Origin of the sequence: Sulfuricella denitrificans skB26 (genome assembly GCF_000297055.2) — a bacterium.
Taxonomy (GTDB): Bacteria; Pseudomonadota; Gammaproteobacteria; order Burkholderiales; family Sulfuricellaceae; genus Sulfuricella; species Sulfuricella denitrificans.
In genome coordinates this window covers 1,102,218-1,121,861 of record NC_022357.1, presented here as the reverse complement: position 1 = coordinate 1,121,861, position 19,644 = coordinate 1,102,218, and the positions used below count along the sequence as shown (strand labels likewise).

The following is a 19,644-nucleotide window of genomic DNA, read 5'->3' as shown; positions in this document are numbered from 1 at the left end:
CAGTTATAAGTTGGTCGGGGCGAGAGGATTTGAACCTCCGACCACATGCACCCCATGCATGTACGCTACCAGGCTGCGCTACGCCCCGAGAGACGGCATTATAGCCGAAACCTCCGGGCTCGGCTACATTCGAACTAGATTTGAAGCAGTTCCAGCACGCTTTTAATTTCCCGCCTTAGCAACGCCATATCCATACCATTGCCCGCTTCATGCATAGCGTCTGCAACCCCTGCCGGTGCTTCGCGCTCACCCGCTTCTTCCAGGCGATGGCGCGCACCGCTGATGGTGAAACCCTGCTCGTACAGCAGGTCGCGGATGCGGCGCACCAGCAGCACCTCGTGGTGCTGGTAGTAGCGCCGGTTGCCGCGTCGTTTCACCGGCTTGAGCTGGGTAAACTCCTGCTCCCAGTAACGCAGCACGTGGGGCTTGACTCCGCACAACTCGCTCACTTCACCAATCGTGAAGTAACGCTTTGCCGGAATCGGCGGTAAATCAGGCTTGCTTGCGAGTTCCGCCATTTGCGGCCTCTAATTGATAGGAATCTTCCACCAACCCTTTCAGCTTCTGGCTGGCATGAAAGGTCACCACGCGCCGCGCGGTGATAGGAATTTCTTCACCGGTTTTGGGATTGCGGCCTGGGCGTTCAGGCTTGTCGCGCAATTCGAAGTTGCCGAACCCGGACAGCTTGACGCCTTCCCCTTGTTCCAGGGATACGCGAATCTCTTCAAAGAAGGATTCAACCATGTCCTTGGCTTCCCGTTTGTTCAACCCTACTTTTTCGAACAGCATGTCTGCAAGTTCGGCTTTTGTTAATGTCATGTTTGTTCCTCAATTACGTAACTTCGCGCCATAGCGGGAAGCCAAAACTTCAGCAAGTTGCGCGGTTACCGCGTCTACTTCTTCATCGGTCAGAGTCTGTCGAGTATCTTGCATCAACACCCGGAATGCAAGACTTTTTTTACCTAAATCAATGCCTTTGCCACGATACACATCAAACAACTTAAGCTCGGTTACGGCGTCCGGCAAGTGCTCACTCATGCCGTCAAGCAAGTCCTGCACGCTGACTCCTTCGTCCACGACCACCGCAATATCACGGCGCACCACCTGAAACTTCGATATTTCAGCAAACGACGGAACCCTGCCCCTCAGCAGTACGGCCATATTCAGTTCGAACACGACCGGCGCGGCCGGCAGCTCGTATTTCTGCTGCCACTTCGGATGCAGCGTGCCAACCCAGCCAATAAACTCACCCTCCAGCCACACCTTTGCCGACTGGCCAGGATGCAACGCCGGATGCGAGCCGGACTCAAAGCGGGGAACCGACGGCCAGAACAGGGCTTCCACATCCGCCTTGGCGTCATAAAAATCCACTCCGCGCACGGCCTCGCCCCACTGCTCGGGCTTAGCATTGCCGTAACACAGACCGGCGATTTTTTCTGGCTGAATAAATCCATCCGCCGATTGGGTGAAGCAGCACCCGGTTTCAAACAGGCGCACACGCTCCTGCTTGCGGTTGAGATTGAAGCACAGATTATCGATCAACCCGCCGAACAGAGTCGAGCGCATCACGCCCATCTGGCTGGCAATCGGATTTTTTAGCGACAGCGGACTGTCGTTGCCGGCAATATCGCGCTCCCATGCCGCATCGACAAAGCTGTAATTGATCACTTCCTGGTAATCGCGCGCAGTCAGCAGCGCCCGCAACGAATCCCGCCCCCGCGCCGCCTCGGACTGGGCCAGCATGTTCAGGCTGCCTCGGGGCGGCAGTGCGGGAATATTGTCGTAACCATAGAGCCGTGCCATTTCCTCGATCAGGTCGGCCTCGATGGACAGATCGAATCGATAGCTCGGCGGCGTGACCTGGAATGCGCCGCCGTCTTCGGCAAAATTGAATTGCAGACGAGTGAGCAGCGCCACTATTTGGACCGCACTTAAATCTATGCCCAGCACCTGGCTGACGCGTGCCACCCGTAGCCGGATCGGCGTACGCTGCGGCAATTCGGCTATTACTTCGGTGATCTCGCCCGCCGCGCCACCGCAGATTTCCAGCAACAACTGCGTGGCCCGCTCCAGCGCAACGCGCGTTGCAGCGAAATCCACACCCCGCTCGAAACGATAGGAAGAATCGGTGGAAAGAGTCAGCCGGCGCGCCTTGCCGGCGATTGTATCAGGGCTGAAGAACGCGCTTTCCAGAAAAATATCGACGGTCGCATCGGACACCGCGCTGGCTTGACCGCCCATCACGCCTGCCAGTGCCAGAGCTTGGTGAGTATCGCCGATGACCAGCATGTCGGAATCCAGTGCCGCCGTCTGCTGGTTAAGCAGTTCCAGTTGCTCTCCGGGACGGGCGAAACGCACACTGATGCCACCCTGAATTTTAGCCAGGTCAAACGCATGCAGGGGTTGACCCAGTTCCAGTAAAACGTAATTGGTCACATCCACAACCGCACTGATCGGACGCAGTCCGCTTCTTTTCAGCCGGCGCGCCATCCATTCCGGCGTCGTTGCTGCAGCATCCAAGCCTTTCAGCACCCGACCGCAGTAACTTGGACATGCCACAGGCTCATCCACCACCACAGCGATCCGGTCAGAAATTGAGGCAGGCACCACCACCGCATTCGGTAAATTCAATGCTGCGCCCGTCACCGCCGCTACTTCGCGCGCCACACCAGTCACACTCAGGCAATCGCTACGGTTGGGAGTGAGCTTGAGGGTGTACAACTTGTCGTCGAGGCCAAGATAATCACGGATCGACTGCCCGACCGTCGCGTCGGCCGGCAGCAGCAACAGGCCGCTGCTTTCTTCAGCCAGTCCCAGCTCTGACTCGGAACACAGCATGCCGGAGGATTCTACACCGCGCACTTTAGCCTGCTTGATCGCCATCTTCGGCAGTTGCGCGCCGACCAGGGCGCACGGCACCTTCGCTCCGGCATGAACATTGGCCGCACCGCACACGATCTGCAATGGCTCGCCGGCACCGACATCGACCCGGCAGACATTCAGCCGGTCGGCATCGGGATGTTTCTCCAGCGACAAAACTTCTCCCACCACCACTTTGTCGAAGGGAGGCGCAACCGTTTCCAGCGCTTCCACCTCCAGCCCCGCCATAGTCAGGGCATGGGCGAGTCGGTCACTGTCGAGTTCGGGATTGACGTAGGCACGCAGCCAATTTTCGGAAAATTTCATTCAGTTGAACTGCCTTAGAAATCTCAGATCGCTTTCGAAGAACAACCTCAGATCGTTCACGCCGTAACGCAGCATCGCCAGACGCTCCACACCCAGACCAAAGGCGAACCCGAGGTATTTCTCGCTGTCCACATTGACGTGGCCTAGCACGTTGGGGTGCACCATGCCGCAGCCCAGCACTTCGAGCCAGCCGGTATGGCTGCACACCCGGCAACCCGCGCCGCCGCACATCACGCAGCCGATGTCCATTTCCGCCGAAGGTTCGGTAAAGGGAAAGAATGAGGGCCGAAAACGCACCTTGAGGTCATCCCGCTCGAAGAAGCGCTGCATGAAATCGGCCAGCACACCCTTGAGTTCAGCGAAGCTCACCTGCTCGTCCACCCATAGCCCCTCAACCTGATGGAACATGGGGGTATGCGTAACATCAGAATCGCAGCGGTAAACCCGGCCCGGCGCAATGATCTTCAGCGGCGGTTGGTGATTCTGCATATAGTGCACCTGCACCGGCGAGGTATGAGTGCGCAGCACATGCTGCTCATCCACGTAAAAGGTGTCATGCATGGCACGGGCGGGATGATTTTCGGGAATATTCAGCGCAGTGAAGTTGTAGAAATCGCTCTCGATTTCCGGCCCTTCTGCGACGCTGAATCCGATCGAACGGAACAAACCTTCGATGCGCTGCAGCGTGCGAGTGACCGGATGCAGGCCACCCACCCCTAAACCGCGGCCTGGCAGCGTCACATCGAGCGCCTCCTGCGCCAGTTGCGCCTGCAATAGCCGCTCCTGTATCGCTTCACGCCGATCTTTCAGGGCCTGCTCCAGCAAGTCCTTCGCCTGGTTGATACGGGCGCCTGCTTCACGGCGCTCTTCCGGCGGCATTTTGCCGAGCTGTTTGAGCTGCTCGGTGAGCACGCCACTCTTGCCCAGATAGCGCGCCTTGGCCTGCTCCAGTTCGGCCGGATTATCTATTCCGGCGAAGGCGGCCTGCGCTTCTTTCAGGATATCATCAAGGTTTAACATTCAATTTATATTGGAGCTAACGATTTTTTGCCCTTAAACCCAAACAAAAAAAGGAGGCTTCTCAGCCTCCTTTTTCTTGACTACAGCTTAAGCAGCGAGGCGAGCTTTTACCTGATTCACGATGTGTGCAAAAGCGGGCTTGTCGAACACAGCCAGATCAGCCAGGACCTTGCGATCCACTTCAATCGCGGCTTTCTTAATGCCGTTCATGAACACGCTGTAAGTCAGGCCTAGTTCGCGAGCTGCCGCGTTGATGCGGACAATCCACAGGGCACGAAATTGACGCTTCTTCTGGCGACGGTCGCGATAAGCATACTGACCGGCTTTCATCACCGCCTGTTTGGCGATGCGGTAAACGTTCTTGCGACGACCACGGAAACCCTTGGCCTGTACCAGAACTTTCTTGTGGCGCGCGCGCGCCGTTACTCCACGTTTAACTCTTGGCATTTTTCAGTCTCCTTACGCGTAGGGCATCATGGCGCGAACCGACTTCATGTCGCTCGCACAAACCATCGAAGTACCGCGCAGCTGACGCTTACGCTTGGTCGTCTTTTTGGTCAGGATGTGGCGCAGGTGGGAATGGGTGCGCTTGATACCGCCGCCACCCAGAGACTTGAAGCGCTTGGCAGCGCCGCTCTTGGTTTTCATCTTAGGCATTTACAACTCCTACATTTTAGCTTGATGTCAGGCGCTCCCCTGCGGGGAAACTTGGTAGCCTGAACACCACTTCTTTTTAGCTGACAACTTACGCTGCCAGCTGGACTTACAACTACTATTTCTTCTTCGGCGACAGCACCATCACCATCTGACGGCCTTCCATTTTCGGAAACTGCTCGACCGTACCATGTTCCAGAAGATCGGCCTCAACGCGCTTGAGGAGCCGCAAACCGATCTCCTGGTGCGCCATCTCCCGACCGCGGAAGCGCAACGTGATCTTGCACTTGTCGCCCTCTTCCAGAAATTTGATCAGATTGCGCAACTTGATCTGGTAGTCGCCTTCGTCCGTTCCCGGACGGAATTTGATTTCCTTGACCTTGATCTGGATCTGTTTCAGCTTGGCTTCGTGCTGCTTCTTGCTTTCGCGGTACTTGAACTTGCCGTAATCCATCAAACGGCACACCGGCGGCTGAGCTTGCGGAGCGATCTCGACCAAATCGATCTCGGCCTCTTCCGCCATACCCATGGCCACTGCCAGGCTAACTATGCCTAGCGGCTCACCTTCCACACCGACCAAACGAATTTCGGGCGCATTAATCTCGCCATTAATTCGTGATTCTTTTTCCTGAGCGATAGCAAAACCTCCAAATCAAAAAAATTAAACCGCGCCTACCCTCTCGGCAACCTCGCCCTTGAGCCGCTGAATCAACGCTTCCAGCGGCATCTGGCCTAGGTCTTCGCCCTTACGAGTACGCACGGCAACCTGTTTCGAAGCCACCTCTTTGTCCCCCACAATCAGGAGATAAGGCAACCTTTGCAAACTATGTTCCCGTATTTTATAGGTTATTTTCTCATTTCTCAAGTCCGCCTCGGCGCGCAGACCATTCTTTTTGAGCTCAGCCACCACCTCACGCGCATAATCCGCCTGGGCATCGGTGATATTCATGACCACCATTTGCCGCGGCGCCAGCCACATCGGAAAAGCCCCAGCGTAGTGTTCAATCAGAATACCGATGAAACGCTCAAGCGAGCCGAGAATGGCGCGGTGCAGCATGACCGGCGTCTGCTTGGCGCTCTCTTCGTTGATATAGGTTGCGTCCAGCCGGCCAGGCATGGAGAAGTCCACCTGGATGGTACCGCACTGCCAGACACGATTCAGGCAGTCACGCAGCGAGAATTCAATTTTGGGCCCGTAGAATGCGCCTTCGCCTGGCTGCAGTTCGAATTCCAGACCCTTGCGCTTGAGCGCCGTTTCCAGGGCAGCCTCGGCCTTGTCCCACTCCTCGTCGGAGCCGACACGCTGCTCAGGCCGGGTGGATAGCTTGACGACGATGTCAGCGAAGCCGAATTCAGCGTAGACCTTTTGCAACAGATCGATGAACGTCGCCACTTCATCCTGGATCTGCGCTTCGGTGCAGAAAATATGGGCGTCGTCCTGGGTGAAATTGCGCACCCGCATGATGCCGGCCAGCGTGCCAGATGGCTCGTTGCGGTGGCAGGAACCGAATTCCGCCAGCCGCAGGGGCAGGTCGCGGTAGCTCTTCAGGCCCTGGTTGAATACCTGGATATGGCACGGGCAATTCATCGGCTTGACCGCGTAGTCGCGGTTTTCCGAATGAGTGGTAAACATCATCGCCTGGAACTTGTCCCAGTGACCCGACTTCTCCCACAGACTGCGGTCTACCACCTGCGGTGTGCGGATTTCCTGGTAGTCGTTGTCGCGAAACACGCCGCGCATGTACTGCTCGACGATCTGGTAAAGCGTCCAGCCATTTGGATGCCAGAACACCATACCCGGCGCTTCTTCCTGGGTATGGAACAGGTCCAGCAGCTTGCCGATCTTGCGGTGATCGCGCTTCTCGGCCTCTTCCAGACGGTGCAGATAGGCTTCCTGGTCTTCCTTTTTCGCCCAGGCGGTGCCATACACCCGCGTCAGCATTTCATTCTTCGAATCGCCGCGCCAGTAGGCGCCGGCCACCTTCATCAACTTGAACACCTTGAGCTTGGCCGTGGAAGGCACATGCGGGCCACGGCACAGGTCGGTGAAATCGCCCTGAGTGTACAGAGACAGATCTTCGTCGCTGGGTATGGATTCGATGATCTGCGCCTTGTACTGCTCGCCCAAATCCTTGAAGAAGGTAATGGCATCGGAACGCGACAGCACCTTACGCTCGACTTTCAGGTCGGCTTTGACCAGCTCCGCCATTTTCTTTTCAATGGCCAGCAAGTCATCAGGCGTGAACGGACGCTTATAGGAGAAATCGTAAAAGAAACCATCATCGATCACCGGGCCGATGGTGACCTGAGCATCCGGAAAAAGAGATTTTACGGCTTGCGCCAGGAGATGCGCAGTGGAGTGGCGGATCACTTCCAGACCTTCGGCATCCCGGTCGGTGATGATCGCCAGATTGCTATCGGTCTCTATGCGATGGGATGTATCCACCAGCTTGCCATCGACCTTGCCGGCCAGCGCCGCACGAGCCAAGCCCGCACCGATGCTGGCAGCCACTTCGGCTACCGTTACTGGCTGATCGAATTTACGCTCGGAGCCATCAGGCAAGCGAATAACAGGCATAACAACCCTACCAAAACAAAAGTGCGGCATGGCCGCACTTTTTAAGAATTTGGTAGGCGCGATTGGACTCGAACCAACGACCCCCACCATGTCAAGGTGGTGCTCTAACCAGCTGAGCTACGCGCCTAAAAAACGAAACGGCATTCTATCTTAATTTTCCCGCCGTTTCAAATAACGCTTTACCGGGCTGCCGGATCCTGACGAAAAAAAGCGGCAAGTTGCCGGTACACCTCAGGATATTCCCCGAGCAGAGAGCGGGGGATTTCAAAAAAAGCCTCGCTCATCACAGCGAAGAATTCTGCCGGGCTCTCCGCCGCATAAGGGTCGATCATCGTTCCCACCCCGGATTCGACTTTGGCGCTAAAGGCGTCAAATGCACTGGAAAAAGCCTGGGTCCAGGCGACCCGATCCATTTCATGATGCAGCGGCGGGAACCCATCCGGCGCACCATTCAGCATATCCAGCTTATGGGCGAATTCATGGATTACTACGTTGACACCATCCAGTTCGCCGGAACGTTCCACATCAGCGGCAGAAAGTATCACCGGCCCACGCTCCCATGATTCGCCGATCATCGGTTCGCGTATATGGTGCACCACCCCGTCTTCATCCATGAATTCGTATTCCGGCACGAATTCGTCTGGATAGACGATGATCGACACCCAGCCCGCATAATAGTCCAGACCCAAATTGAGAATCGGCAAGCACGCCTGTGCGGCAATCTTCAACCTCATGTCGCCACTCAAGACATATCCATCCGCCGCGACCAGTTCTTTTTCGTGCAAAAACAAAATCACCAGTTCGCGCAATCGAATGATCTCGTCGCCTGACAAACCACCCAGTAACGGCAAGGATGAAATAGCATCCCGCCATGCCGGTTCGGGCAGGGTATCGTGCGCCTGGATACGCCTCCTGCGCCAGTTCCTGAAACTCCACACCATGGCATCCTAAAACGACACAAATCATTGATTTAAAGATCTTTTTATCGTATTAAAAATATCTTTAAATCATTTTTTATCCTCTATATTTAAGTAATTCATGGAAGGCACTCCCCTTCCATTGAAAGGTTCCTGTCAACGAGTAAACACGACACGGAGGGACAAAATGAATAGTTTGATCATTCAAACCGAAGCAATGCTGTATGAGTTCCGCAAGAGCATTCCAACCGACTGCAAGACCGCCAAATCGATTGACCGCAACGACTCCTGGGACAAAGTTGCAACATTCGCCAAGAGCGACGGCTTTGTGGAACTCGCCGAACAACTTGAGGCATCGAAATATCAATTGTTTAAACAAACTCACTGAAAACCGATCAGCTGCGCCGCCACGCCCCAGCCACACCGGGCACTTCCCGGATCTGTGCGATGATGCGCGCGAGCTGATCAAGATCAGCGATCTGCACGGTAAATCGCATTCCCGCCTGTAGCCCCCGGCTTAGCGTGCTCACTGCGGTGACATTGATTTTCTCGCGCGTCATCACCTCGGAAACATCACGCAGCAACCCCTGCCTGTCATTCGCCTCGATCTCGATATCCACCTCGTAATGGCCGCCGCTCTTCGTTCCCCAGCTGGCGACTAGCAACCGGTCACGCTGGCTCTCATCGAAATGCAGAACATTCGGGCAATCCTGACGGTGGATCGCCACACCACGACCACGCGTAACGAAACCGATGATTGCATCCGGCGGCACGGGCTTGCAGCATTTGGCAATCGTGGTGAGCATTCCACCCTCACCATGGAGCAGCACCCCGGACGCAGAAGGGCCGATACCCGCACGGGGTGCGGGCAGATGCCATTCTTCCTCTTTTGGTACGACCTCTTCCTGGATCGCTGCCATTACCTGACGGGCAGTAATGTCGCCGCGGCCGATGGCAGCGAGCAAATCCTCAGGCCTGGCGAAGCGGTTTTTCTGCGCCAGCGTTTCCAGGTTGGGCAGGGGCAGACCAAGGCGGTGGGTTTCTTTTTCCAGCGCCTCGCGCCCCTGAGCGACATTCTCTTCGTAGTGCTGATGCTTGAACCAGTGGCGAATTTTTGCCTTGGCGCGCGAGGTCCTGACATAGCCCAGGTTGAAGTTGAGCCAGTCGCGCGAAGGCCCGCCTTGCTTCACGGTGATGATCTCGACGCGCTGACCGTTCTGTAACGGGTAAGTGAGCGGCACAATATTGCCGTCCACCTTGGCGCCACGACAGCGATCACCCAGATCGGTGTGAACATGATAGGCAAAATCGATCGGGGTCGCCCCTTTTGACAGCGCCACTACCTTGCCCTGGGGAGTAAGAATGTAAACCGTATCCTGGAACAGCCCGGTCTTGAATTGCTCCATCAGCTCGCCGGCATCGTGGACATCCTCCTTCCACTCCATGATCTGGCGCAACCAGGCGATTTTTTCCTCGAACCCGGCGTCCTGTCTGCCGCCTTCCTTGTAGCGCCAATGTGCCGCCACGCCCAGCTCGGCATGGTTATGCATGTCGTGGGTACGGATCTGGACTTCCAGCGCCTTTTCCTCAGGCCCGACTACAGCGGTGTGCAGAGAGCGATAATCGTTGCCCTTGGGATGGGCAATATAATCGTCGAACTCGCCCGGGATCGGCTGCCACAGGCTATGAACCACGCCCAATGCGGTGTAGCAGTCCTTGAGGTCGTTCACCAGCACCCGCACTGCGCGCACATCGTAGACCTCGGAGAAATCTACCCCCTTGCGCTTCATCTTTTTGTAAATGCTGTAGATGTGCTTGGGACGGCCAGACACCTCAGCAACGACACCGTTCTTATGCAGTTCCTGGCGCAACTGCTCGCGCACGTCCGCAATGTACTGCTCGCGGCCGAGTCGCTTCTCGTCCAGCAGGCGGGCGATTTTCTTGTAAAGATCAGGCTCGAGGTAGCGGAACGACAGGTCTTCCAGCTCCCACTTCACCTGCCACACACCGAGACGGTTCGCCAGCGGCGCAAAAATATCCTGCACCTCATGCGCTACGCGATGGCGGGTGTCTTCGTCAGCATGCGAAAGCTCGCGCATGGCCTGGGTGCGCTCGGCCAGCTTGATCAGCACCACCCGAATATCTTCCACCATCGCCAGCAGCATTTTACGCAACGACTCGATGTGAGCGCCCTGCTCACGCTTGTCGCCACCTGCCGGTGCGCTGTATTCGCTGATCTGGCCCATGCGGGCAACACCGTCCACCAGACGGGCGACCCCTTCGCCGAAGATAGCCGCCACTTTGGCTAACACTTCCGGATCGTGCTCTGCCGCTCCCTGCAGGATTGCGGCAACAATGCTTTCCTGATCCAGGTTCTGATGTGCCAGAATAACCGCGGTGCCGAGCACATGTCTCATGGCGTCCGGATCTTCGGTGTTAAGTTCCTGCGCAAACTCGCAAGCATGCAATAGGGTTCCCCGTCCTTGGGGACTGAGCTCTATGCCCAGAGATTCCAGCCAGGAAGGGAAATCAGGTTGATCACCGCCGGTCGGCAGCGTGTGAGAAGAATGGACGGAAACCATGGGGGAATAATAGCAGACTTGGCCAGTAATATAGGTTGGGCAGGCTGAAAGCCGTAACCCAACTTACCGTTCCTGCCAGTAGCGATGTCTCTCCTGGCGCCAGGTTTGCAGCTTGACGCCAGCTTCCTTCTCAAAGCGCAGGAGTACTGCGCCGTCGAAATCCGAGCGGTACAACCGACTACCCAACACCCGGTAGCGCTCCACCACTTCCGGCTTGGGATGGCCGAAGTGGTTGCGGTATCCCGCAGTAAAAATCACGATGGATGGATTAACCTGGTGGATGAACGCCTCGGTGGAAGAGGTCTTGCTGCCGTGGTGAGGTGCCACCAGGAGCGTGGCGGCGAGAGCGTCAGGCGTGCGCGCGAGGATTTCCGCTTCCGATTCACGCTCGATGTCGGCAGGCAACAATACGCTGCCGTAGGGCGAAGTGATTTTCAGCGTGCAGCCGCGGGCGTTGTTCCTGAGGTGCTCGTCGGCGTAGCTTTCCCAGCCTGGATGGAGCATTTCAAAATGCACCCCATCCCATTCCCAGGATTGGCCGGCGTAGCAGGGCAGCGACTTTCGAGCATGGGGCAGGATAGGGCTATCTGCGGGTAATGATGATGCCAGCCAGCCGACCGGAACCGCATCCAGCACGGACGCTGCCCCGCCGCTGTGGTCGCTGTCGTCATGGGTCACGATCAGCCCGTCGAGCCGCTTAATGCCGGCAGCGCGCAGGTAAGGCACCACGATGCGGCTGCCGCTGTCAGCATCGGCGGTATAGCGCGGGCCGGTATCGTAAAGCAGCGCATGGTTCCGGGTCTGCACTACCACTGCCAGCCCCTGCCCAACATCCAGCACGCTAAGCCACAAAGCACCCTGCTCGGGCTGCGGCGGCAACACCATGAACATCGGCATGAGTCCCGCCGCCCCCAGCCAGCGTGCAGGAAAACCACGCGGCAGCAACAGCCAGAAGATGCCGATCGCTGCTGCCAACACTGTCCACAGCGGAGGAGCGTGCTGCTGCCACACCGCATCCGGCATCTGGCTCAACCACTCCAGCGCGGCCATGCACCACGTCATCACTTGATGTGCCAGGAGCAACGGGGAATCCAGCGGCAGAATCGCTCCCGCCAAGGTTAGCGGCACTACCACCAGGCTGATAACCGGGATGGCAAAAGCATTGGCCAGCGGCGAAACGATAGACACCTGCTGGAACATCAGCAGCAAAGCCGGGACCAGGCCAAGCGTCACCGCCCACTGTACATTGGCCCACGCGCGTAACCAGTGCGGTCTGCCAAGGCGTCCTACGCCAACATAAAGAATCGCCGCCACCGCGCCGAACGACAGCCAGAAACCCGGCGATAAGACCGCCCACGGATCTATCAGCAGCACCACCAGAACAGCCAGCGCCAGCACCGACGAAGCCGAGCTGGCGCGCCCCAGCCACAACGCTGCGGCCACCACGGAAAGCATGTACAGGGTACGCTGGGTCGGCACGCCGAATCCAGACAGCAGCGCATAAAGCAAGGCGGCCAAGGCACCCGCCACAGCAGCTGCCTTGCGTGCCGGCAGGCGCAGGGTAAGACTCTGGCTGCGCCGCCACAGACCGTACACCAGTGCGAAAGCCAGGCTGGAGATCATGGTGACGTGCAATCCGGAGATCGACATCAAATGATTTACCCCGGTGCGCAAAAACACCCTCCATTGATCGGGTGAAATCGCATTCTGCTCGCCCACCGCTAGCGCCTTGAGCACTCCAGCGTAGGGCCGCTCGCCCAGCACAGTCTGGAACCGCTGTGCCACCCGCTCGCGCAGCATCTCGACCATATAGCCGGGGCGATAGACGTGTTCTGCCAAGCGGCGGTTGCTGTCCTCCTGACGTACATAGCCGGAGGCGCGGATATTGCGTTCCAGCAGCCACGCCTCGAAATCGAAACCGTTCGGATTGGCGTTGCCATGCGGGCGCTTGAGGCGCACCGTCAGCTGCCAGCGTTCGCCGGCGTGGAAATCGGGCAGTGCGGCATCGGATGCTTTCTTGCCGAAACCCTCGCTATAGGCACTAAGCTGGATGTGATGAGGCACGACGGCTTCCAGGGTTTTCACACGCTCGACATCGAACTCGAAACGCATGCCGCGTTCATTCGTCGCTGGCAGGGCAGCCACCACGCCAACGACCTGAATATCGCGTCCTTCCCAGGCAGTGGGCAAGGCATCTTGCAACCGTTGCTGAGCCATGAAGGCAGCCCAGAAAAAGCCGAGCCCGAGAAAAAACACCTTGGCCAATACCTCGCGCGGCAAAGCCGGAAGAAAACGGCTAACCAGCCACATCAGCGGCAGCAGAAGCGTCCAGACCAGAGTCGGCAGCGCGGCCTGCTGTTGCAGCAACCAGACACCCAGGACGAAAGCGAGAATATTGCTGGTCATGCCATTGGCAATCTTATGTGTATATAATGAACTCACTCGAAATCAGTCTAATTGAATGAACGGGGAAATTGATAGTGAAAAAAAACAATAATATTCAGTTAGCAACACCAGAAACTGACCCCCAGCTATACATTTTGCATTCTGTTACCAAGCTCACCCTTCGTCGCCCACGTTTTTTTCAACTTACCCTTGCCCTCTTACTAGCCGGGATCTTTGGCAGCCCCGGCCTAGGCAAAGCACAGGACCTCACTGCCCTGTCCATCGAGCAATTAATGAATCTGGAGGTCTACACCGCTTCCAAGTTTCTGCAAAAAACCAGCGAAGCGCCCGCCACCGTCAGCATCATCAGCGCCGACGATATCAAGCGCTATGGCTATCGTACCCTGACCGACGCGCTCAAAAGCCTGCGCGGGGTGTACATCGCTTATGACCGCAACTATAGCTACATCGGCACCCGTGGTTTCGGGCGCCCGGGCGATTACAACACCCGCGTTCTATTGCTGGTGGATGGCTACCGCCTGAATGACAACATCTACGACCAGGCCCCCATAGGCACCGACTTCCCGCTCGACATGGCCATGATCGAGCGCATCGAGTTCGTGCCAGGCCCGGGTTCCGCCATATACGGGGCCAATGCCTTCTTTGGCGTGATCAATGTGATTACCAAGCAAGGCAAGTCCATAGAGGGAACGGAAGCCGCGCTGGAACTGGCCAGCCTGAACACCACCAAAGCCAGAGCCAGCCTGGGGCGCACGCTGGATAACGGGTCGGATCTGCTGCTCAGCGTTTCGGCTTACGACAGCAAGGGAAAAGACCGTTATTTTCCGGAGTTTGATACCCCTGCCAGCAACAACGGCATAGCCCAGGGCCTGGACTATGCCCGCTACCAGCAATTCTTCGCCAAGTGGAAAATGGGGGCTGTTACCCTGACAGCCAGCGCGGACGATCGCAAGAAAGGCATACCCACCGCTTCGTATGGGCAAATCTTTAACGACCCGCGCAGCTATACCGATGACCAGCATGCCTTCCTGAACCTGACCTATGCTGACACACTCTCCGCCAAGCTGGATGGATATGGATCAGTGTATTACGGTGAAACTCGCTACAAGGGCGATTATGCTTATTCACAACCAACGCCAACCAACAAGGATGGCAGCACCGGCAAATGGTGGGGCGCTGAAGCGCGCCTGGTGAGCACGGCCTGGTCCGGCCAGAAAATCATGGCCGGTGTGGAGACTCGCCAGGATCTTGAGCGCAGGCTATTCAACTTCGATGATCTACCCTACGCTTCCAATCTGGATACCAATCCAAAGAAGCGCACGTACGCGCTCTATCTGCAGGATGAAATCACCCTGAATGAACAACTGATCCTGAATGCCGGCATCCGTTACGACCATGACAGCGAATCCGGCACCAGCACCAATCCACGCCTGGCGATGATCTACAAGGCGCAGCCCGAGACCACCTTGAAGCTGCTGTACGGCACGGCATTTCGCGCGCCCAATGCCTACGAGCGCTACTACGACGTCGGCCTCATTCTGAATCCCGATCTAAAATCGGAAAGTATCAAAACCACGGAACTGGCCATCGAGCACTTTTTTCGCGAAGACCTGCGTGGCACTGCTTCGCTGTTCAGTTACAAGATCAACAACCTGATTGGCCTGACAACTTTACCCAGTGGTATCAGCTTCCAGAACAGCAATATGGAAGCCAAAGGGCTGGAACTGGAAGCCGAGCGTGTGTGGACCGACGACAGCCGCCTCAAGGGCAGCATTTCCTGGCAGTTGGCCAAAAACAGCGACTCCGGCGAGTGGCTGAGCAACTCCCCCCGGCGCCTGGCCAAACTGAACTACACTACCCCGGTGTACGGAGATGCGGCCCGACTGGGGCTTGAAATGCAATTTGCCAGCGCGCGCCTGAATACGCTTGGCAATCTGGTCGGCGGCTACGGTATTACCAACCTGACTTTGGGGAGCCATAAGCTCGCCAAAAATCTGGAGGTGTACGCCAGCATCTACGACCTGTTCGACCGACGCCGCACCGACCCTGCCTCGGACGAGCATTACGATTCAAATGGCACTTATCTCGAATCGATCCAGCAGGACGGGCGCAGTTTCCGTATAAACATGACTTACAAATTTTAATGAACCGACTGTTACTCAATTTCCTATCGGCAATTACCGGGATCAGCCTGTTGTGGGCATCCCTGCCGATGGCCTATGCCTATGCGGATCCCACGCCAGAATATGCGCTCAAGGCGGCATTCATCTACAACTTTGCCAACTTTACCGAATGGCCGGTGAAAAGCGCGGAAACACTCAATCTGTGCGTCCTGGGCAGCGACCCGTTTGACAATGCATTAAGCAGCATTGAAGGCAAGCGGGTAGGCTATGCCAAGCTGGTCATCAAACATGTGGCGATTAATGGCAACGCACTGCGTAGTTGCCAGATGGTGTTTATCAGCGCATCCGAGAAGGGAAATCTGCCCGCCATTCTGGACATCGCGCGCGAATCCGGCATCCTGACCATTGCCGATCTGCAGGGCGCGGCCCAGCAAGGCGTCATGATCGGACTGGAGGTTGAGCAGAAAAAAATTACTTTCGAGGTCAACCTGGATGCTGCGCGACGCGCCAGGTTGAACATCAGTTCAAAACTTCTGCGCCTGGCGAAAGCTGTCTACTAAAAAATGAACTCCGCCCAGGACTGGCTGCGCAAACAGCCCATTGCTACCAAGCTGAAAGTGCTCAATCTGGCCACCAGCGGAACGGTGATTCTATTGGCCAGCCTGTTGTTATTGCTCGCCCAGTTCTACTTTTTCAATCGCAGCCTGCTGGAAAACACGCACAGCCAGGCTGCCATGATCAGTGAAAACGTGTCTGCCGCCATGATGTTCACCGACCAGAAAGCCGCACAGGAAATTCTCTCCTCGCTGCATGGCACGGCCAACATCGAAATTGCCGCCATCTACGACCCTCAGGGAAAGTTATTCGTCAGTTATCGCCAGGATATTAAGGATATGGGAGAACATATTCTCCCATCCCAAGCACCACAGACTGGCTACGATTTTTCATTGCAACACCTGAGCCTTTCTCAGCCGATTGATCTGAAAGGCAAGCCGCTTGGATCGATCTACATTCAGGCCAGCTTGTACGCTGTCTATATCCAGCTGGCCTGGTACTCGGCAGCCATTTTGGCCATCATGGCGATCAGCCTGCTAGTTGCCAATATCATCCTGTTGCGTATGCAGAAAAAGATTACTGATCCGATCCTGTCTTTGGCTAGGACCAGTAAAACCATTTTCGAGCTCGGCGACTATACCGTTCGCGCCCATAGCGATACATCCGATGAAATTGGCCAGCTAGCCAATTCATTCAATCTCATGCTGGACCGTATCCAGAAACGGGATTCTGAACTGGAAGCGGAAATCATGCAGCGCAAGCGCATTGAGATCCGACTGGACCGCCTGGCCCATTTCGACAACGTCACCAACCTGTCGAATCGCCACTTCTTCAACGAGCGCCTCGGCTCCCTGGTAGGCCGTGCCTTACAGTTCAAAGAACGGGCCGTGGTGATGTTCATCGATCTGGATAATTTCAAGATCGTCAACGATACGCTGGGGCACGACGCCGGTGACGCCCTGCTTCGTATCGTGGCGGAACGCCTGTCCAAAACCCTGCGCTTTGGCGACGTGATCTCCCGGATTGGCGGGGATGAATTTGCTATCATTCTGGAGAATGTGGAAAAAATCAGCCAAGCCGTGAAGGTTGCAGAAAAATGTCTGTCCAGCCTGGCTGAGCCGATCCTGATTGATGGCAATGAACTCTATATCGGCGCCAGTATCGGCATCAGCGCTTGCCCGGATGATGCGTCAAACATGCATGAACTGCTCAAGCATGCCGATACGGCGATGTATTACGCCAAGAACAAAGGCAAAAACACCTATCAGGTGTTCCTGCCCGACATGAAAGAGGGTGCACAAAAGCGCCTGACCCTGGAAAGCAGCCTCAGACGCGCCCTGGAGCGGCAAGAGTTCGCGCTCTACTACCAGCCGCAGATTGATCTGAAAACACGCCGGATGATCGGAGTTGAAGCATTGATCCGCTGGATGCATCCAGAACTGGGCATCGTCAACCCGGTCGAGTTCATCCCGATTGCCGAGGAAAACGGCCTGATTGTCCCGATTGGCGAATGGGTCTTGAAAACCGCTTGCCTGCAATTGAAAGTCTGGCACGATTTGGGGCTGACACATCTCAGCATGTCGGTAAATTTGTCCGGACGCCAACTCAAGGAGGACAATCTCGTGGAACGCATCAAGCAAATTGTGCGTGAAGCAGAGGCGGATCCCTCAGCCTTGCATCTGGAACTGACTGAAAGCATGTTGATGGATGCTGGGACTATGACCATCGAAAAGTTGGAACAAATATGCGCAATCGGGATACAGCTCGAAATCGACGATTTCGGCACCGGCTATTCTTCCATGAGTTATCTCAAGCGCTACCCCATTACCACCCTCAAAGTGGATAAAAGCTTTGTGCGGGAATTGCCCGAGAATACCGACGATGCCGCGATCACCACAGCCATCATTGCCATGGCGCATAGCCTGAAAATGCACGTCATGGCTGAAGGCGTGGAAACTGATGAACAGGCGGAATTTCTGCAATCCAATGGGTGCCGCAACGCACAGGGCTACCTGTTCAGCAGACCCGTTCCTGCAGAACAGATTGGAAAACTGCTTGAGCAGGAAAATCTTTGATAGACTGGACTTGAAAAATCGAAGCTAAACGGGTCAAGCAGGCAAGCCGTGTAGCGGATAGTTGGTGGTACCTATAAGCTACTTGGATTGAAACCGGTGCAACCAGCGCTCTATCCGATCCCGGAATACGATCGCAATCAGCATGATTCCCAGACCGAAGCCAACTACCGCAAATAACAGGCCATAGCGCTGGCTCTCATAATAAGAACCTGCCAAAGTGAGGAGACTGGTCCCCAGCATCCGGCCTGCCGTGACGATCACCAGAAAATCGCGCAGCCGCATATGCCCCAGCCCCAGCAGATAGCACAGATAGTCCTTGGGAAAACCGGGGATAAGAAACATGAAGAAGGCCAGCAGACGGCCCTTGTGCTGCATCACATAATCGTAGCGTGCAATGGTCTCCGCCTTGACCACTCTTTCAACCAGCGGCCGCCCCAGCATCCTGGCCAGCATGAAAGCCAGCCATGAGCCTAGCGTCAATCCGATTGTCGAATAAACCACGCCCCATGCCGACCCGAAAATCAGCCCCCCGACGAAACCAGTCAGCTCCCCCGGTACCGGGGCAATCACCACCTGTGCAGCTTGAAGCCCAATAAAAATGAACGCCGCGTAAGCGCGATGCCGGTTGATGAAATCCAGCAGATGCTCTTTACTGAGAAACAGATTGACGAAACCGGAGGTATACAAGAGGAAGCCGATGACCGTCAGGCCGCTCAGCAGCAGAAGGAGGAGCAACAACGCTTTCTTGTTCGAGGGAAAGATCATGCGAGATCCAGTCGCCTCCTAAGTGAATAGCCTGCAGCCACTATACCAAGAATCGGTTTAGCCTTCGCTACCAAGGACTCCATCCACCAGCTTGAGCACGCGCTGCGTCCGCGCCGCCAGCTCAGGATCATGGGTGACGATGATGAAGCTGGTACCCAACTCCCGGTTCAGTTCCAGCATCAGATCGAACACTCCTTCCGCGGTATGGCGGTCGAGATTGCCAGTCGGCTCGTCCGCCAGCACGCAGGCCGGGCGCGTTACTAGGGCGCGGGCCACCGCGGCGCGCTGGCGTTCGCCGCCGGAAAGCTCACCGGGAGTGTGGCCAAGGCGGTGTCCCAGGCCGACCTGCTTGAGTATCACCGCCGCTTGCTCATACGCGGCATCCGGCTTCATGCGCCGGATCAGGAGCGGCATGGCAACATTTTCCAGAGCGGAAAACTCCGGCAACAAGTGGTGGAACTGGTAGATGAAGCCGAGTGATCGGTTGCGCAGGCCGCTGCGCTCGGATTCGCCCAGCTCATTGACGTTACGCCCCATGATGGAGACCTCACCTGAGGTGGCATCATCCAGTCCGCCCAGCAAATGCAGTAGCGTGCTTTTACCGGAACCTGAAGTACCGACAATCGCCACCCGCTCGCCTTGTGCTATTTCCAGGTTCACTCCGAGCAGCACCGGCACTTCGACCTTGCCTTGGTGGAAAACCTTGTGCATGTTGGTGCAGGAAAGCACCGTCTGGTGAGGGGTGAGGAGTGAGGAGTGAGGAGAAAACCCATCATGCTTTTC

At 56.4% G+C, this 19,644-nt stretch carries 17 protein-coding genes and 2 tRNA genes; 4 read left to right on the top strand and 15 right to left on the bottom strand.

The window, feature by feature from the left end:
* Positions 1–11 precede the first annotated feature (11 nt).
* From SCD_RS05530 to SCD_RS05480, 11 genes are all read right to left on the bottom strand, one after another.
* Positions 12–88: transfer RNA gene (locus tag SCD_RS05530), tRNA-Pro, on the bottom strand.
* Positions 89–134: 46 nt separating this feature from the next.
* Positions 135–518 carry a MerR family transcriptional regulator gene (locus SCD_RS05525; protein ID WP_009206100.1) on the bottom strand — a complete coding sequence of 128 codons (384 nt, stop codon included), beginning with the start codon at positions 516–518 and terminating at the stop codon, positions 135–137.
* On the bottom strand, positions 493–819 hold the full coding sequence (locus tag SCD_RS05520; RefSeq protein WP_009206101.1) for an integration host factor subunit alpha: 327 nt from the start codon (positions 817–819) through the stop codon (positions 493–495). The genes SCD_RS05525 and SCD_RS05520 overlap by 26 nt, the downstream gene beginning before the upstream one ends.
* A gap of 9 nt (positions 820–828) precedes the next feature.
* Complete coding sequence (gene pheT, locus SCD_RS05515) at positions 829–3,186, bottom strand: phenylalanine--tRNA ligase subunit beta (protein WP_009206102.1); 2,358 nt, start codon at positions 3,184–3,186, stop codon at positions 829–831.
* Positions 3,187–4,206, bottom strand: coding sequence for a phenylalanine--tRNA ligase subunit alpha (pheS, locus tag SCD_RS05510; protein ID WP_009206103.1), 1,020 nt, complete (start codon positions 4,204–4,206; stop codon positions 3,187–3,189).
* An 87-nt stretch (positions 4,207–4,293) separates the two neighbouring features.
* Positions 4,294–4,653 carry a 50S ribosomal protein L20 gene (rplT, locus tag SCD_RS05505; RefSeq protein WP_009206104.1) on the bottom strand — a complete coding sequence of 120 codons (360 nt, stop codon included), beginning with the start codon at positions 4,651–4,653 and terminating at the stop codon, positions 4,294–4,296.
* 12 nt (positions 4,654–4,665) lie between these two features.
* Positions 4,666–4,863 carry a 50S ribosomal protein L35 gene (gene rpmI / locus SCD_RS05500; RefSeq protein WP_009206105.1) on the bottom strand — a complete coding sequence of 66 codons (198 nt, stop codon included), beginning with the start codon at positions 4,861–4,863 and terminating at the stop codon, positions 4,666–4,668.
* Between the two features lie 115 nt (positions 4,864–4,978).
* Positions 4,979–5,497: a translation initiation factor IF-3 gene (gene infC / locus SCD_RS05495; protein ID WP_084607439.1), complete on the bottom strand. Its 519-nt coding sequence runs from the start codon at positions 5,495–5,497 to the stop codon at positions 4,979–4,981.
* A 24-nt stretch (positions 5,498–5,521) separates the two neighbouring features.
* Positions 5,522–7,438 (bottom strand): threonine--tRNA ligase, encoded by a 1,917-nt coding sequence (gene thrS, locus SCD_RS05490; RefSeq protein ID WP_009206107.1) that lies wholly within the window; start codon positions 7,436–7,438, stop codon positions 5,522–5,524.
* 50 nt (positions 7,439–7,488) lie between these two features.
* Positions 7,489–7,565 (bottom strand) — tRNA-Val (locus SCD_RS05485).
* A gap of 52 nt (positions 7,566–7,617) precedes the next feature.
* Entirely contained in the window at positions 7,618–8,379 is a 762-nt protein-coding gene (locus SCD_RS05480) for a M90 family metallopeptidase (RefSeq protein WP_009206108.1), read from the bottom strand.
* A gap of 163 nt (positions 8,380–8,542) precedes the next feature.
* Here SCD_RS05480 and SCD_RS05475 point away from each other — a divergent pair, with 163 nt between their 5' ends.
* Positions 8,543–8,743, top strand: coding sequence for a hypothetical protein (locus SCD_RS05475; protein WP_009206109.1), 201 nt, complete (start codon positions 8,543–8,545; stop codon positions 8,741–8,743).
* A 7-nt stretch (positions 8,744–8,750) separates the two neighbouring features.
* On the opposite strand, the gene SCD_RS05470 is transcribed toward SCD_RS05475, so the two are convergent.
* Positions 8,751–10,937: a RelA/SpoT family protein gene (locus SCD_RS05470; RefSeq protein ID WP_009206110.1), complete on the bottom strand. Its 2,187-nt coding sequence runs from the start codon at positions 10,935–10,937 to the stop codon at positions 8,751–8,753.
* Positions 10,938–11,000: 63 nt separating this feature from the next.
* Positions 11,001–13,343 (bottom strand): DNA internalization-related competence protein ComEC/Rec2, encoded by a 2,343-nt coding sequence (locus SCD_RS05465; RefSeq protein WP_009206111.1) that lies wholly within the window; start codon positions 13,341–13,343, stop codon positions 11,001–11,003.
* Between the two features lie 272 nt (positions 13,344–13,615).
* Between SCD_RS05465 and SCD_RS05460 the strand changes: the two genes are divergently transcribed.
* The 3 genes from SCD_RS05460 to SCD_RS05450 are packed head-to-tail and all read left to right on the top strand — an operon-like array spanning position 13,616 to position 18,096.
* A complete protein-coding gene (locus SCD_RS05460) occupies positions 13,616–15,487 on the top strand; it encodes a TonB-dependent receptor plug domain-containing protein (protein WP_148290745.1) in 1,872 nt (623 codons plus the stop codon).
* Positions 15,487–16,026: a YfiR family protein gene (locus SCD_RS05455; RefSeq protein WP_009206113.1), complete on the top strand. Its 540-nt coding sequence runs from the start codon at positions 15,487–15,489 to the stop codon at positions 16,024–16,026. Before SCD_RS05460 ends, SCD_RS05455 begins: the two co-directional genes overlap by 1 nt.
* Before the next feature lie 3 nt (positions 16,027–16,029).
* Positions 16,030–18,096 carry an EAL domain-containing protein gene (locus tag SCD_RS05450; protein WP_009206114.1) on the top strand — a complete coding sequence of 689 codons (2,067 nt, stop codon included), beginning with the start codon at positions 16,030–16,032 and terminating at the stop codon, positions 18,094–18,096.
* Between the two features lie 78 nt (positions 18,097–18,174).
* On the opposite strand, the gene SCD_RS05445 is transcribed toward SCD_RS05450, so the two are convergent.
* Both SCD_RS05445 and lolD read right to left on the bottom strand, forming a co-directional pair.
* On the bottom strand, positions 18,175–18,861 hold the full coding sequence (locus SCD_RS05445; RefSeq protein ID WP_009206115.1) for a TVP38/TMEM64 family protein: 687 nt from the start codon (positions 18,859–18,861) through the stop codon (positions 18,175–18,177).
* Between the two features lie 57 nt (positions 18,862–18,918).
* Positions 18,919–19,572 carry a lipoprotein-releasing ABC transporter ATP-binding protein LolD gene (gene lolD / locus SCD_RS05440; protein WP_041673344.1) on the bottom strand — a complete coding sequence of 218 codons (654 nt, stop codon included), beginning with the start codon at positions 19,570–19,572 and terminating at the stop codon, positions 18,919–18,921.
* Positions 19,573–19,644 lie beyond the last annotated feature (72 nt).

What these genes read in the sequence shown, in the direction of transcription:
- SCD_RS05525 (WP_009206100.1), bottom strand. Translation starts at nt 518, where the DNA reads ATGGCGGAACTCGCAAGCAAGCCTGATTTACCGCCGATTCCGGCAAAG.
- SCD_RS05450 (WP_009206114.1), top strand. Translation starts at nt 16,030, where the DNA reads ATGAACTCCGCCCAGGACTGGCTGCGCAAACAGCCCATTGCTACCAAG.
- SCD_RS05455 (WP_009206113.1), top strand. Translation starts at nt 15,487, where the DNA reads ATGAACCGACTGTTACTCAATTTCCTATCGGCAATTACCGGGATCAGC.
- pheS (WP_009206103.1), bottom strand. Translation starts at nt 4,206, where the DNA reads ATGTTAAACCTTGATGATATCCTGAAAGAAGCGCAGGCCGCCTTCGCC.
- SCD_RS05460 (WP_148290745.1), top strand. Translation starts at nt 13,616, where the DNA reads ATGAATCTGGAGGTCTACACCGCTTCCAAGTTTCTGCAAAAAACCAGC.
- SCD_RS05520 (WP_009206101.1), bottom strand. Translation starts at nt 819, where the DNA reads ATGACATTAACAAAAGCCGAACTTGCAGACATGCTGTTCGAAAAAGTA.
- lolD (WP_041673344.1), bottom strand. Translation starts at nt 19,572, where the DNA reads ATGCACAAGGTTTTCCACCAAGGCAAGGTCGAAGTGCCGGTGCTGCTC.
- pheT (WP_009206102.1), bottom strand. Translation starts at nt 3,186, where the DNA reads ATGAAATTTTCCGAAAATTGGCTGCGTGCCTACGTCAATCCCGAACTC.
- SCD_RS05475 (WP_009206109.1), top strand. Translation starts at nt 8,543, where the DNA reads ATGAATAGTTTGATCATTCAAACCGAAGCAATGCTGTATGAGTTCCGC.
- SCD_RS05465 (WP_009206111.1), bottom strand. Translation starts at nt 13,343, where the DNA reads ATGACCAGCAATATTCTCGCTTTCGTCCTGGGTGTCTGGTTGCTGCAA.
- SCD_RS05480 (WP_009206108.1), bottom strand. Translation starts at nt 8,379, where the DNA reads ATGGTGTGGAGTTTCAGGAACTGGCGCAGGAGGCGTATCCAGGCGCAC.
- SCD_RS05445 (WP_009206115.1), bottom strand. Translation starts at nt 18,861, where the DNA reads ATGATCTTTCCCTCGAACAAGAAAGCGTTGTTGCTCCTCCTTCTGCTG.
- SCD_RS05470 (WP_009206110.1), bottom strand. Translation starts at nt 10,937, where the DNA reads ATGGTTTCCGTCCATTCTTCTCACACGCTGCCGACCGGCGGTGATCAA.
- rplT (WP_009206104.1), bottom strand. Translation starts at nt 4,653, where the DNA reads ATGCCAAGAGTTAAACGTGGAGTAACGGCGCGCGCGCGCCACAAGAAA.
- thrS (WP_009206107.1), bottom strand. Translation starts at nt 7,438, where the DNA reads ATGCCTGTTATTCGCTTGCCTGATGGCTCCGAGCGTAAATTCGATCAG.
- rpmI (WP_009206105.1), bottom strand. Translation starts at nt 4,863, where the DNA reads ATGCCTAAGATGAAAACCAAGAGCGGCGCTGCCAAGCGCTTCAAGTCT.